The sequence below is a fragment of the Streptomyces sp. CA-210063 genome, assembly GCF_024612015.1.
In the GTDB taxonomy this organism is placed as follows: Bacteria; Actinomycetota; Actinomycetes; order Streptomycetales; family Streptomycetaceae; genus Streptomyces.
Genome location: NZ_CP102512.1, coordinates 6831946 through 6845483, shown reverse-complemented (window position 1 = coordinate 6845483; position 13538 = coordinate 6831946). Strand labels below are relative to the sequence as shown.

11 protein-coding genes are annotated in these 13538 nt (G+C 70.2%); 8 read left to right on the top strand and 3 right to left on the bottom strand.

The window, feature by feature from the left end:
* Positions 1–54: 54 nt before the first annotated feature.
* Positions 55–651 carry an SACE_7040 family transcriptional regulator gene (locus tag JIX56_RS29980; RefSeq protein WP_257545128.1) on the bottom strand — a complete coding sequence of 199 codons (597 nt, stop codon included), beginning with the start codon at positions 649–651 and terminating at the stop codon, positions 55–57.
* 106 nt (positions 652–757) lie between these two features.
* On the opposite strand from JIX56_RS29980, the gene JIX56_RS29975 reads away from it, so the two are divergent.
* The 3 genes from JIX56_RS29975 to JIX56_RS29965 are packed head-to-tail and all read left to right on the top strand — an operon-like array spanning position 758 to position 5393.
* Positions 758–2374 (top strand): carboxyl transferase domain-containing protein, encoded by a 1617-nt coding sequence (locus JIX56_RS29975; protein WP_257545127.1) that lies wholly within the window; start codon positions 758–760, stop codon positions 2372–2374.
* A 20-nt stretch (positions 2375–2394) separates the two neighbouring features.
* Positions 2395–4419 carry an acetyl/propionyl/methylcrotonyl-CoA carboxylase subunit alpha gene (locus JIX56_RS29970; protein ID WP_257551207.1) on the top strand — a complete coding sequence of 675 codons (2025 nt, stop codon included), beginning with the start codon at positions 2395–2397 and terminating at the stop codon, positions 4417–4419.
* Positions 4416–5393 carry a hydroxymethylglutaryl-CoA lyase gene (locus tag JIX56_RS29965; RefSeq protein WP_257545126.1) on the top strand — a complete coding sequence of 326 codons (978 nt, stop codon included), beginning with the start codon at positions 4416–4418 and terminating at the stop codon, positions 5391–5393. The genes JIX56_RS29970 and JIX56_RS29965 overlap by 4 nt, the downstream gene beginning before the upstream one ends.
* A gap of 35 nt (positions 5394–5428) precedes the next feature.
* Here JIX56_RS29965 and JIX56_RS29960 read toward each other — a convergent pair whose 3' ends face one another.
* A complete protein-coding gene (locus JIX56_RS29960) occupies positions 5429–6649 on the bottom strand; it encodes an RNA-guided endonuclease InsQ/TnpB family protein (protein ID WP_257545125.1) in 1221 nt (406 codons plus the stop codon).
* 283 nt (positions 6650–6932) lie between these two features.
* Between JIX56_RS29960 and JIX56_RS29955 the strand changes: the two genes are divergently transcribed.
* Positions 6933–8093 (top strand): acyl-CoA dehydrogenase family protein, encoded by a 1161-nt coding sequence (locus JIX56_RS29955; protein ID WP_257545124.1) that lies wholly within the window; start codon positions 6933–6935, stop codon positions 8091–8093.
* Positions 8094–8232: 139 nt separating this feature from the next.
* Here the strand turns inward: JIX56_RS29955 and JIX56_RS29950 are convergent, their stop codons facing one another.
* Positions 8233–9342, bottom strand: coding sequence for an FAD-dependent oxidoreductase (locus JIX56_RS29950; protein ID WP_257551205.1), 1110 nt, complete (start codon positions 9340–9342; stop codon positions 8233–8235).
* Between the two features lie 78 nt (positions 9343–9420).
* On the opposite strand from JIX56_RS29950, the gene JIX56_RS29945 reads away from it, so the two are divergent.
* From JIX56_RS29945 to JIX56_RS29930, 4 genes are all read left to right on the top strand, one after another.
* Entirely contained in the window at positions 9421–10101 is a 681-nt protein-coding gene (locus tag JIX56_RS29945; protein WP_257545123.1) for a TetR/AcrR family transcriptional regulator, read from the top strand.
* Between the two features lie 272 nt (positions 10102–10373).
* A complete protein-coding gene (locus JIX56_RS29940) occupies positions 10374–11060 on the top strand; it encodes a hypothetical protein (protein ID WP_257545122.1) in 687 nt (228 codons plus the stop codon).
* 347 nt (positions 11061–11407) lie between these two features.
* On the top strand, positions 11408–12460 hold the full coding sequence (locus JIX56_RS29935) for an ABC transporter substrate-binding protein (RefSeq protein WP_257545121.1): 1053 nt from the start codon (positions 11408–11410) through the stop codon (positions 12458–12460).
* A 118-nt stretch (positions 12461–12578) separates the two neighbouring features.
* Positions 12579–13436, top strand: a complete 858-nt coding sequence (locus JIX56_RS29930; RefSeq protein ID WP_257545120.1) for a siderophore-interacting protein — start codon at positions 12579–12581, stop codon at positions 13434–13436.
* Positions 13437–13538: the final 102 nt, after the last annotated feature.

Sequence of the window (13538 nt, the reverse complement as noted above, 5' to 3'; positions counted from 1 at the left end):
GCCCGCAACCGCCAGAACCCCCAACCCGGTTCATCGGGTAGCCGTAACCGGCGGTCAGCCGGAGGCGGCCGCCCCAAACGCCCCCCGAGCCATCCGATGCAGCAACCCCGCAGTCGCCGCCCGCCCGGGCAACGACCCCGGTCGCCCCAGATGCGGCGTCGAGTTCAGCAAGCCGAACACCGAGTGCACGGCGGAACGGGCCGCGGGCTCCGCCAGATCCGGGTAGACCTCGCGGAGCACCCCGACCCACAGCTCGACGTATTGCCGCTGGAGCTGCCGTACGAGCTTGCGGTCGCTGTCCCGGAGGCGGTCCAGCTCGCGGTCGTGCAGGGTGATGAGGGGACGGTCGTCGAGGGCGAAGTCGATGTGCCCCTCGATGAGCGAGTCGAGGACCGTCTCCGCCGAACCCCCGTCGGCCTCGGCCAGGCGGCGCTTCGCGCCGGTCAGGAGCTGCCCGCTGATCCCCACCAACAGCTCCGCGAGCATCGCGTCCTTGCCGGCGAAGTGGCGGTAGAGGCCGGGGCCGCTGATGCCGACGGCGGCTCCTATCTCGTCGACACCGACCCCGTGGAAACCGCGCTCGGCGAAGAGACGGGCGGCTTCCTTGAGGATCTGCTCGCGGCGGGTGGGCGCGTCGGTTCTCGTGGCCATGGAGGCAATTCTAGACAGGGAGGTTAGCGGTCGTTAACCTGAGGGAAACACGTTAACGCTCATTAACAGGTGACCACACGTGACCACTGGGTGAGGGGACCGCACGATGGACCAGGCACCGGAGCTGACGACCGCGGCGGATCCCGCGGCGGAGGCCTGGCGGGCAAACGAGGACGCGCACCGCGCCCTCACCGAACAGCTGCGCGCCAAGCTGGCCGCCGCCCGGCTCGGCGGCGGCGAGAAGGCGCGGGCCCGGCACACCGCACGCGGCAAGCTGCTGCCGCGCGACAGGGTCGACACCCTCCTCGATCCGGGGTCTCCCTTCCTGGAGCTGGCCCCCCTCGCCGCCGACGGGATGTACGACGGGCAGGCCCCGGCGGCGGGCGTGATCGCCGGGATCGGCCGGGTCAGCGGCCGTGAGTGCGTCGTCGTCGCCAATGACGCCACCGTCAAGGGCGGCACGTACTACCCGATGACCGTGAAGAAGCATCTGCGGGCACAGGAGGTGGCGCTGGAGAACCGCCTCCCCTGTCTCTACCTCGTCGACTCCGGCGGCGCCTTCCTCCCCATGCAGGACGAGGTGTTCCCCGACCGCGAGCACTTCGGCCGCATCTTCTACAACCAGGCCCGGATGTCGGGGGCGGGGATTCCGCAGATCGCCGCCGTGCTGGGGTCGTGCACGGCGGGCGGCGCGTACGTCCCCGCCATGAGCGACGAGGCCGTGATCGTCCGCAACCAAGGGACGATCTTCCTCGGTGGCCCCCCGCTCGTGAAGGCCGCCACCGGCGAGGTCGTCACCGCCGAGGAGCTGGGCGGCGGCGAGGTCCACTCCCGGATCTCCGGCGTCACCGACCACCTCGCGGAGAACGACGCCCACGCCCTGCGCATCGTGCGGAACATCGTCTCCACCCTCCCCTCCCGGGGCCCGCTCCCCTGGTCGGTCGAGCCGGCCGTCGAGCCCAAGGTGGACCCGTACACGCTGTACGGCGCCGTCCCGGTCGACTCCCGCACGCCCTACGACGTACGCGAGGTCATCGCGCGCGTGGTCGACGGTTCGCGGTTCGCCGAGTTCAAGGCCGAGTTCGGGCAGACCCTCGTCACCGGCTTCGCCCGGATCCACGGCCACCCGGTCGGGATCGTCGCCAACAACGGCATCCTCTTCTCCGAGTCCGCCCAGAAGGGCGCCCACTTCATCGAGCTGTGCGACCAGCGCGGCATCCCGCTGGTCTTCCTGCAGAACATCTCCGGCTTCATGGTCGGCCGGGACTACGAGGCCGGTGGCATCGCCAAGCACGGCGCCAAGATGGTGACGGCCGTGGCCTGCACCCGCGTCCCCAAGCTGACGGTCGTGATCGGCGGCTCGTACGGCGCGGGCAACTACTCGATGTGCGGCCGGGCCTACTCCCCCCGCTTCCTGTGGATGTGGCCCAACGCCAAGATCTCCGTGATGGGCGGCGAGCAGGCCGCGTCCGTCCTCGCGACCGTGAAGCGGGACCAGTCCGAGGCGCGCGGCGAGAACTGGCCGGCGGAAGAGGAAGAGGCCTTCAAGGACCCGATCCGCGCCCAGTACGAGCGCCAGGGCAACGCCTACTACGCCACCGCCCGCCTCTGGGACGACGGGGTCATCGACCCGCTCGACACCCGCCAGGTCCTGGGCCTCGCTCTTACCGCCTGTGCCAACGCGCCCCTGGGTGACCCCCAGTTCGGCGTCTTCCGGATGTAGAGGGGGCTTTGGAAGTGACCATGTTCGACACCGTCCTCGTCGCCAACCGGGGCGAGATCGCGGTCCGCGTCATCCGCACCCTGCGGTCGCTGGGCATCCGCTCCGTCGCCGTCTTCTCCGACGCGGACGCCGACGCCCGGCACGTCCGGGAGGCCGACACGGCGGTACGGATCGGCCCGGCGCCGGCGGCCGAGAGCTATCTGTCGGCGGAACGGCTGCTGGAGGCGGCGGCCCGCACCGGCGCCCAGGCCGTCCACCCCGGCTACGGCTTCCTCGCCGAGAACGCCGAGTTCGCGCGGGCGTGCGCCGACGCGGGCCTCGTCTTCATCGGTCCGCCCTCCGACGCCATCTCCCTCATGGGCGACAAGATCCGCGCCAAGGAGACGGTTCGGGCGGCCGGGGTGCCAGTGGTGCCCGGTTCGAGCGGCAGCGGGCTCACGGATGCCCAACTCGCCGACGCCGCACGGGAGATCGGCATGCCGGTGCTGCTGAAGCCCAGCGCGGGCGGCGGCGGCAAGGGCATGCGGCTGGTACGGGACGCGGAGCGGCTGGCCGACGAGATCGCCGCCGCCCGGCGCGAGGCCCGCGCCTCCTTCGGCGACGACACGCTCCTCGTGGAGCGGTGGATCGACCGCCCCCGGCACATCGAGATCCAGGTCCTGGCCGACGGCCACGGGAACGTCGTCCACCTCGGTGAGCGCGAGTGCTCGCTCCAGCGCCGCCACCAGAAGATCATCGAGGAGGCGCCCAGTGTGCTTCTCGACTCCGGGACGCGTGCGGCCATGGGCGAGGCGGCCGTCCAGGCGGCCCGCTCCTGCGGCTACTCCGGCGCGGGCACCGTCGAGTTCATCGTCCCCGGCGTCGATCCGTCCTCGTACTACTTCATGGAGATGAACACCCGCCTCCAGGTCGAGCACCCGGTGACCGAGCTGGTCACGGGCGTCGACCTGGTGGAGTGGCAGCTCCGGGTGGCGGCGGGCGAGCGGCTGGCGTTCGGGCAGGAGGACGTACGGCTGACGGGCCACGCGGTCGAGGCCCGCATCTGCGCCGAGGACCCCTCCCGGGGCTTCCTCCCCTCCGGCGGCACGATCCTGCGCCTGCGCGAGCCGTCCGGAGACGGCATCCGTACGGACTCCGGCCTGACCGAGGGCACGGAGGTCGGCTCCCTGTACGACCCGATGCTCGCCAAGGTCATCGCCTACGGCCCCGACCGCCCCACCGCCCTGCGCCGACTCCGCGCGGCCCTCGCCGGGACGGTCACCCTGGGCGTCCAGACGAACGCCGGGTTCCTGCGGCGGCTGCTGGCCCATCCGGCGGTCGTGGCGGGAGAGTTGGACACGGGGTTGGTGGAGCGGGAGGTGGACGGGCTCGTACCGGACGACGTGCCGGTGGAGGTCTACGCGGCGGCGGCGTTGCTGCGGCAGGCCGCGCTCACCCCGCCGGACGGCACCGGCTGGGCGGATCCGTTCGACACGGCGGTCGGCTGGCGGCTGGGTGGCGAGCGGGCCTGGACGGCACACCACCTGCGGTTGCCGGGACACGAGCCGGTGACCGTGCGCGTGCGCCGCACACCGGACGGCGGGACCGAGGTCCTGCCGGACGGGGCCGTAACTCCCCTCCGGGGGTCCGGGGGCGCGCCCCCGCGGCCCGAAGCCGAGGGCCGGTTCACCTTCTGTCTCGACGGCCTCACCCACACCTTCGCCGTATCGCCGGACGGCACCTGGCTCGGCCGCGACGACGACGCCTGGCACGTGCGCGACCACGACCCCGTCGCCGCCGCCCTCACCGGTGCCGCCCACGCGGGCGCCGACTCGCTGACCGCGCCGATGCCCGGCACGGTCACCGTGGTGAAGGTGGCCGTGGGGGACGAAGTGGCCGCAGGGCAGAGCCTGTTGGTGGTGGAGGCGATGAAGATGGAGCACGTCGTCTCCGCGCCGCACGCCGGGACGGTCACCGAGCTGGACGTCATGCCCGGTACGACCGTCGCCATGGACCAGGTGCTGGCCGTCGTCGAGCCGCACCCGACGGAGGAGGCCACCGAATGAACAGCTCGAACCTGGGCCTCCCGATGGCCGTCCCCGCCCCGGACCTGCCCGCGCGCGTCCGCATCCATGAGGTGGGCGCGCGGGACGGCCTGCAGAACGAGAAGGGCACGGTCCCCACGCGAGTGAAGGCGGAGTTCATCCGCCGCCTGGCCGACGCGGGGCTGACGACGATCGAGGCCACCAGCTTCGTACACCCCAAGTGGGTGCCCCAACTGGCGGACGCGGAGCAGCTGTTCCCGCTGGTGCGCGAGCTGCCGGTCGACCTCCCCGTCCTCGTCCCGAACGAACGCGGCCTCGACCGCGGCCTCGCCCTGGGCGCCCGCCGCGTCGCCGTCTTCGCCAGCGCGACGGAGTCCTTCGCCAAGGCCAACCTCAACCGCACGGTCGACGAGGCGCTGGCGATGTTCGACCCGGTGGTGACGCGGGCGAAGGCCGAGGGCGACGTGCATGTACGGGGCTATCTCTCGATGTGCTTCGGCGACCCCTGGGAGGGCCCGGTCCCGATCCCCCAGGTCGTACGGGTCTGCCGCGCGCTCCTCGACCTGGGCTGCGACGAACTGAGCCTCGGCGACACGATCGGCGTCGCCACCCCGGGCCACGTCCAGGCACTGCTCACCGCCCTGAACGCGGCGGACATCCCCACATCAGCCCTCGGCGTGCACTTCCACGACACCTACGGCCAGGCCCTCGCCAACACCCTCGCGGCGCTGCGGCACGGCGTCACCACGGTCGACGCGTCGGCCGGCGGCCTCGGCGGCTGCCCGTACGCGAAGAGCGCCACCGGAAACCTCGCCACCGAAGACCTCGTGTGGATGCTGCGGGGCCTCGGCATCGACACGGGCGTCGACCTCGGCCGCCTCGTCGCCACGAGCACGTGGATGGCCGGACACCTGGGCCGACCCAGCCCGTCCCGCACCGTACGAGCCCTGTCCCACAAGGACGCAGAGGTCCACGAGGACCACAAGGAGCATTGAATCCTCCCCTCCCTGAAGGGATGGGGATTCCTGGCTCAGGCTGCCTCCTGGAGCAGCGCTCCAGGAGGTCTTCCGCCATCAGCACCAGCCGGGTTGAGACCAGCCCGGACGAGCATGACGCGTGCGGAGTTCTTGTCCCTGGAGGACATGGCTCCGCAGGCGGTGCAGGTGTAGGTACGTTCCGAAAGAGGAAGTGCGTGCTTGGTTCTCGCTCCGCACGATGCGCAGTCCATGGTGGTGTGCGCGGGGTGTACGAGGCGGATGTCCCGCCCGTGCTTGCGGCCCATCTCGATCAGAGCGGCCTTGGTGGCGCCGATGGCGGCGTCAGCGGCCTTGCGGGCCATGGTGCTCTTGGCGAGGAACTTCGGACGGAAGTCCTCGACAGCGATGGCGTCGTGATCGCGGACCACCTTCTTGGCCCACTTGCGACCGGTGTCCTCACGCTGCCTTGCGACCTTCTTGTGCGCCTTCGCCCGCAGTTTCTTCGCCTCACGGTAGCTCTTCGATGCCGGCTTGCCCTTCTGCGGCTTGCGGCGGGCCATCATCCGGTCATACCGGGTCAGCTGCGCCTTCGCCTTCCTGCCGTGCTCGGCGTGCGGGAGGTCGTGCGCGTCGGACGTAGTGGTCGCGGTCTCCTTCACCCCCCAGTCGACACCGAGTACGCGGCCGGTCTCCGGCAGGGGCTGGACCTGAGCGGGGACGACGAACGAGCCGTACCAGTGCCCGAGGCTGTCCTGGTACACGCGCACCGAAGACGGCTCAGCCGGCAACTCCCGCGACCACACCACCGCGACGACGATGCCGCCCGCCAGGTGCAGACGGCCGTCCTTCAACCGGAACCCGCGCTTGGTGTAGTTGAGGGTCGGCAGCGCCTCGCGCTTCTTCTTGTACGTGGGCATCCCCGCCCGGCGTGCCATGGGCAGGCGCGCTTCGATGTCCTTGCACGCCTTGGCGCGGGAGCGGCCGAAGTCGCGGATGACCTGCTGCTGGACAACCGACGAGCCCTCACGCAGCCACGGCGTACAGGCGCGGGCTTCGGTCAGCATCCTGTCGAGCTGAGCCGGGCCGCACGTGGCCTTCTCGCCGGTGGACTTGTTGCGCAGGTGTACCGCCTTGGACTTGGCAACGCATTCGTTCCACACCCAGCGGCATCGATCCCACTCCACCACCAGCGCGGTACGGGCAGCGGACGACACACGGAGCCGGTACGTGTACCGGGCATGCCCGGCCTCCGCAGCCGCCCCCGCCTGCGCCATCTCGCCCCCCCCTCACAGCCACCCGGCCGGGACACCGTGCCGTCCCGACCCCTGCGAAGGACCATACGTACGACAGCCGCACAAACGCCCCCGATCCCGCAGCCACCACCCCGACCAGCGACCACAGGCACGCGTGTTCGCATCACCTCCGCGATACCGACGGCGCTACGGGCGCTCCGCGCCCTGAACCGGATACGGCGACGCTCCGCGTCGCGACACCCGGATGCGATCCCTCCCCGACGTGAACGCCGGGGCCCTCCTCGCAAGAAACAGGTGAAGTTCAATGGACCACCGTCTCTCCCCCGAACTGGAAGAACTCCGCCGGACGGTCGAGGAGTTCGCGCACGAGGTCGTCGCCCCCAAGATCGGTGACTTCTACGAGCGGCACGAGTTCCCCTACGAGATCGTGCGCGAGATGGGCCGTATGGGGCTGTTCGGGCTGCCGTTCCCGGAGGAGTACGGGGGCATGGGCGGCGACTATCTGGCGCTCGGCATCGCGCTGGAGGAACTGGCCCGGGTGGACTCGTCCGTGGCGATCACGCTCGAAGCCGGTGTCTCCCTGGGCGCGATGCCGATCCACCTCTACGGCACACCCGCCCAGAAGGAGGAGTGGCTGCCGCGCCTCTGCTCGGGGGAGGTCCTGGGCGCGTTCGGTCTCACCGAACCCGACGGCGGCTCGGACGCGGGCGCGACCCGTACGACGGCCCGCCTGGACGAGTCGACGAACGAGTGGGTCATCAACGGCAGCAAGTGCTTCATCACCAACTCGGGCACGGACATCACGGGACTGGTCACGGTCACGGCGGTCACCGGCCGCACCCCGGACGGCAAGCCCCTCATCTCCTCGATCATCGTCCCGTCCGGCACCCCGGGCTTCGCGGTGGCAGCCCCCTACTCGAAGGTCGGCTGGAACGCCTCCGACACCCGCGAGCTGTCCTTCACCGACGTACGCGTCCCGGCGGAGAACCTGCTGGGTGAACTCGGCCGCGGCTACGCCCAGTTCCTGCGCATCCTCGACGAGGGCCGTATCGCCATCTCGGCGCTCGCCACCGGTCTCGCCCAGGGCTGTGTGGACGAGTCGGTGAAGTACGCCAAGGAGCGGCACGCCTTCGGCCGGCCGATCGGCGCCAACCAGGCCATCCAGTTCAAGATCGCCGACATGGAGATGAAGGCCCACACCGCCCGCCTCGCCTGGCGGGACGCCGCCTCCCGCCTGGTCTCCGGCGAACCCTTCAAGAAGGAGGCCGCCCTCGCCAAGCTCTACTCCTCCACCATCGCCGTCGACAACGCCCGCGAGGCCACCCAGATCCACGGCGGCTACGGCTTCATGAACGAGTACCCCGTCGCCCGCATGTGGCGCGACTCCAAGATCCTGGAGATCGGCGAGGGCACGAGCGAGGTCCAACGCATGCTGATCGCCCGGGAGTTGGGGCTCACCGGCTGAACCAGGAACCAGGTGAAACTCGCGGCGGGGGCAGGCGGCATGAGACCGACTCTGTTCGGCGCCGAGGTCGCGGAGGCTGTCGTGCGGCGGCCGCCGCGGCCGGCTGGGCGGCCGGTTGCCTGGTCGTACTCGGTCACCTTCAGCCGGGCTGGAAGAAGGTGAGCATTTTCCGGGCGGCGTCCGGCGACGTCAGCAATTCCTGGATGTCCGCGGACATCCGGGCGGCAGCACTGGTGCGTTCGAACATCTCGCGTTCGTACTCTTGGACGGCGGCGGGAAAGTCCTCCGGGTGCGCGGCCAGCGCGAGACCGAGCAGGGCGCCGTCGAGCAGCGCCATGTTCGCGCCCTCTCCCACCGGCGGCATCAGATGCGCGGCATCGCCGAGCAGCGTGACGCCTGGCGTCGACGGCCAGGTCAGGCCGACCGGGAGAGTGGTGATCGACCGCGGCACGACCGTGTCGTCGCAGGCCGCGATCAGCGCGGTGAACCGTGAGTCCCAGCCGGGGAGCAGCTCGATCAGCCGCGCCCGGGCGGCGGCCGGGTCGTCGAACGGGATCCCGCTGGTGGCGAACCAGTCCTCGGCGGTGTGGTAGAAGCTGAGGCCGATGCGCACGCGGCCGTCGCCGTTGCGCTGCGCCGCCAGGGACAGTCCGTTGCCGAGCACCCAGTAGTTGCCGCGTCCGACCATCGCCGCGAGGTCGGGGTGCGTGCGGTCGATGTCGGGAATGCCGACCTCGACGACGTTCTGGCCGATGTGCGTCGGGCGGGCGTCGGTGAGCAGCGCGCGGACCCGGGACTGCGCGCCGTCCGCGCCGACCACCAGGTCATACGGCGCACTGCCGCCGTCGGCGAAGTGCAGCAGGCCGTTGTCGGCGGATGCGAACGCGTGCCCCCAGCGCACCACGCCTTCGGGGAGGGAATCCAGCAGCAGGTCGCGCAGATCGGCGCGGTCGACCTCGGGTCGATCGAGCGGGGCGTCGTCGGGCGTGTCCTCCTGGAGCAGCAGGGTGCCGTCCGGCTCGAGAAGGCGCATGTCCTGGCCTTCACCACGGGCGATCGCGTGGAACTGGTCGATCAGACCGGCCTCGCGCAGCGCCCGCTGGCCGGAGTGGATGTCGAGCATGCCGCCCTGAGCGCGCGCACCGCGTGACGATTCACGTTCATACACGACGGAATGCATGCCGTTCACGTGCAGTACACGGGCGAGAGCCAGGCCGCCGAGGCCGGCTCCGACGATGGCGATGGCGATGGTCATGGTCGTTTCCCCTTCGATACACCGTATTGATCGATACACTGTATCCACATGATGCGATGTATGGTGAGCGGCATGTTGGTGTGGGAGAGGCCGGAGCCACCGAATCGACCCGTGCCGGCCCCGTTGAGCCGGGAGCGGATCGTGCGAGCGGCGATCCGGCTGGCCGACGCGGACGGCCTGGACGCGGTGTCGCTGCGCAAGGTCGCCACCGCGCTGGGCGTCGGGCCGATGCGGCTGTACGGCTACATCGCCGACAAGGAGGAGTTGCTCGACCTGATGGTCGACGCGGTCCACGCCGAGATCCGGCCGGTCGGAGACGGCTGGCGGGAGATGCTCCGGTCTCTTGCCGAAGCCACTCGGCACGCCGCTCACGAGCACGAATGGCTCGCCGATCTCCTGGGTGGCCGACCCCAGCTCGGGCCGCACGCGCTGGCCAGTGGGGAGACCGTGGTGGCCGCACTGGACGGCGTCGACGTGGACGCCGTCATGCCGGTGGTCGCCGCGGTCAACGCGTACGCGATCGGCGCGGTGCGTCGGGAGATCGCCGAGCGGCGTGCCGAGCGGGCCACCGGGATGGACGAGAAGCGTTGGCAGGCCTCACTCGGGCCCTATCTGGAGCGGACCTTCGCCACCGGCCGATTCCCCGCGCTGGCCACGGTGGTGCGCGATGCCGCCCACCTGGACGCCGACCACACCTTCCGGATCGGACTCGACTTCCTGCTCGACGGCATCGAAGCCCGCATCTCAAGGTGACGCGCGACCGAAGGACCTTGAGACGACCCAGGAATCCGCTGGTCAGCTGAGACCAACAGGTCACGCGTCGGGGGCGGCTCGTCCGGCCACCGTTTGCCCGCCGTTCGGGAGGGGTCCCGGTCTCCGGCCGTAGATTCGCCGGCAAGACGGAGGCTTGGCTGCGCGGAGCTGGCCGGTACCGCGGCCTGGGTGCTGCTCCTGTCGGCTCCGGCCGTCGTCACTCACGTAGCGGCCGGTGGACGTCGATGCGTGGAAGCGGGAGGAGGAGCGGTATGTCCTGGCTGATCGTCGGGGGTGTGCTGGCGGGCGCGGCGGTCGTGGCGTTCGTGGTGGTCGTCGTGCGCGAGGTCCTGAGGCACGGGACGGAGGAGCCGGCCCTGGTCGCGGTGTGGCTCGTCGGTACCGCGGCGGTGCTCGGCCTGGCGTCGTGGGGGCTGATGCTGCTGCCCCCCGTCAACGATGCCGTCCTCGGCGACAAGCCGCGCGACCTGAGGGACTTCGCGCGCGTCTGCGAGGACGACCACGAGGGCGAGCCGTTCCCGCGCGCGGCCCCTTACGAGCCGTCGACGGGGCCGCATCCGTGGGTGGTGATAGAGGACGGGTGGGACTCGTACTCCTCCACGGACAAGCAGACGAAAGAGCCGAAGCCGGAAGAGGAACCGGACCCGGGCACAGTGCAGTTGGTGGTGTGCAGGGAGCAGGCCGGGGCGGTCATGGACACGGAGATCACCTGTTCGTACAGCCCGAGTGGTGTGGGCGAGGTCACTCAGTCCGTCACGTTCTCGCAGGGTGTCTACACCGTCGCCGTTGTCGAGGCACGCACCGGCGACCTGGTCAGGAGGGGCACGGTGAAGGGCGACAGCGACGTGGAGTGCTTTCGGTTCACCGCGGAGGGAGAGACCGGGCCCTTCTACACGGTTCCTCTGCGGGACGCGTACGTGGACCTGCTCGCCGACTGAAGCACGAATGTTCTCGGCCACGAGCCGCCGACGTTGTTCGATTTCTCGAACCGAAGAGGTATGCCCAACCGGCTTCTGGAACACGGAAGTTGAGGGTCGCCACCAGGGTTCGGATCGTTCGAGGCAGACCTTCTCTTCCGCGAGGACAGTGGCCAATTCGGAGGCCGTCAGCATCCGGTACGCCACACCAACCTTTGATTCACAGGCAATTCAAAGATTAGGACAGGTGTCGACCCGGGCATCCCACTACGTGGAACCACCCTCTGGACTTGCAGTGAGGTTAGGCTAACCTACCTTCGAACTCACCCCCGGGCGGCACTCCGCCCCGTTCGAAAGTAGCCACACACATGTCCAACGCCAGAGCCGCTCATCTCACCCGCCGTGGCATCCTCGCCGCCGGTGGCGCACTCGGCCTCGGTGCCGTGCTCGCCGCCTGTGGAGACGAGAACTCGACGAGCAGCAGCACTGGCTCCGACAAGGAGACGGCTGCCGCCGAGTCCGGCCCCTGGTCGTTCAAGGACGACCGCGGCGAGACCGCCAAGACCGACGAGGTCCCGGCGAACATCGTCGCGTTCGTGGGTGTCGCCGCCGCGCTGTACGACTACGGCATCGACGTCAAGGGCGTCTTCGGCCCGACCAAGACGACGGACGGCAAGGCCGACGTCCAGGCCGGCGACCTCGACATCAGCAAGGTCACCATCCTCGGCAACGTCTGGGACGAGTTCAACGTCGAGAAGTACGCCGCTCTCTCCCCCGACGTCCTCATCACCACGCTGTTCGACGACGCCGGCACCCTCTGGTACGTCCCCGAGGCCTCCAAGGACAAGATCGCCAAGCTCGCCCCGAGCGTCGGCATCTCCGCGTACGACCGCCAGCTGACCGAGCCGCTGCAGCGCATGCTGGAGCTGGCCAAGTCGCTCGGCGCGGACGCGGAGTCGGAGAAGATCACCGCGGCCAAGAAGCGGTTCGAGGACGCGGCCGCCCGGCTGCGCGCGGCCGCCAAGGCCAAGCCCGACATCAAGGTGCTGGCCGGTTCCGCCAGCCAGGACATCTTCTATGTGTCCGGCTCGAACCTCTCCATCGACCTCGAGTACTACAAGGCCCTCGGCGTGAACTTCGCCGAGCCCAGCGCTGCCGCACTGAAGGCCAGCGGAGGTTGGTTCGAGAACCTCAGCTGGGAGAACGTCGACAAGTACGACGCGGACGTCATCATCATGGACAACCGCACGTCGGCGATCCAGCCGGACGCGATCGAAGAGGCGACGTGGAAGAAGCTGCCGGCGGTGAAGGCGGGACAGGTCATCGGGCGTAACCCCGAGCCGATCCTGTCCTACGACAAGTGCGCGCCGCTTCTCGAGGAGCTGGCCGAGGCGATCGAGAACGCGAAGAAGGTCTCCTGACCGCCGTATTCGACTGCGGGTCGTAGGTGGCTGGTCGCGCAGTTCCCCGCGCCCCCTGGGTGCCCCGGGCTGCCCCTTTCCCGCCTGTGCCCCGCTCCTGACCCCGGAGTACCCCGACATGACGACGGCCGTAGCCGCACCCTTCCGTTTCTTCTCTCTTCAGGTCGTACGGACGGAGCGGCTGGGGCCGTCTCTCGTGCGTGTCTCGTTCGCCGGGGACGACCTGAGGTACTTCCACTCCGACGGCCGCGATCAGTCGCTGTCCCTCTTTCTGCCGCATCCGGGGCAGGACGCCCCGGCCATCCCCTTCGAGCTGGGCGACGGCTGGTGGCAGGCGTGGCGGGAACTGCCGGACGACGTGCGGGCGGTGATGCGCTCGTACACCCTGCGGGGGCTCCGCTCGGACGTCCACGGGGAGACCGTCGAGATCGACATCGACTTCGTGCTGCACGGTGTGGAGCCGGGGGCGGCCGTGCCCGCCGGGCCCGCGTCCCGGTGGGCCGCCCAAGCGACCACCGGCGACCGGGTGGTCCTGCTCGGGCCCGCCGTCGCCGACAACCGGGCGATCCGTTTCCGGCCGCCGGCGGACGCCGACCTCGTGCTGATCTGGGCCGACGAGACGGCGCTGCCCGCCGCCTCGTCGATCCTGGAGTCGCTGCCCGCCGGCACGCGGGCCCGGGTCTGGCTGGAGGTCCACCACCCGGGGGACATCCAGGACCTGGCGACGGACGCCGACGCCGAGATCAACTGGATCGTACGGACCGAGGGCGCGCCGACCGCCCTCGACACCATCCGCGCCGCCCAACTGCCGCCCGGCGAACTGCCGTACGCGTGGATCGCCGGTGAGTCCGGCCGGGTGAAGGAGCTGCGCCGCCATCTCGTGCGGGAGCGCGGGATCGACAAGCGGCGGGTGACCTTCGTCGGGTACTGGCGTGAGGGTCTGACGGAGGAGCAGCTGCGGGAGCGCGGCGAATAAACCGAGTTGCCCGAGTCGCCGGAGTCACCCCGGTCACCAGAGTGACCGCAGTCACGGCTGAGCCAGGGTTTCACCCAAGTTAATTAGGTTAGGCTTACCTAA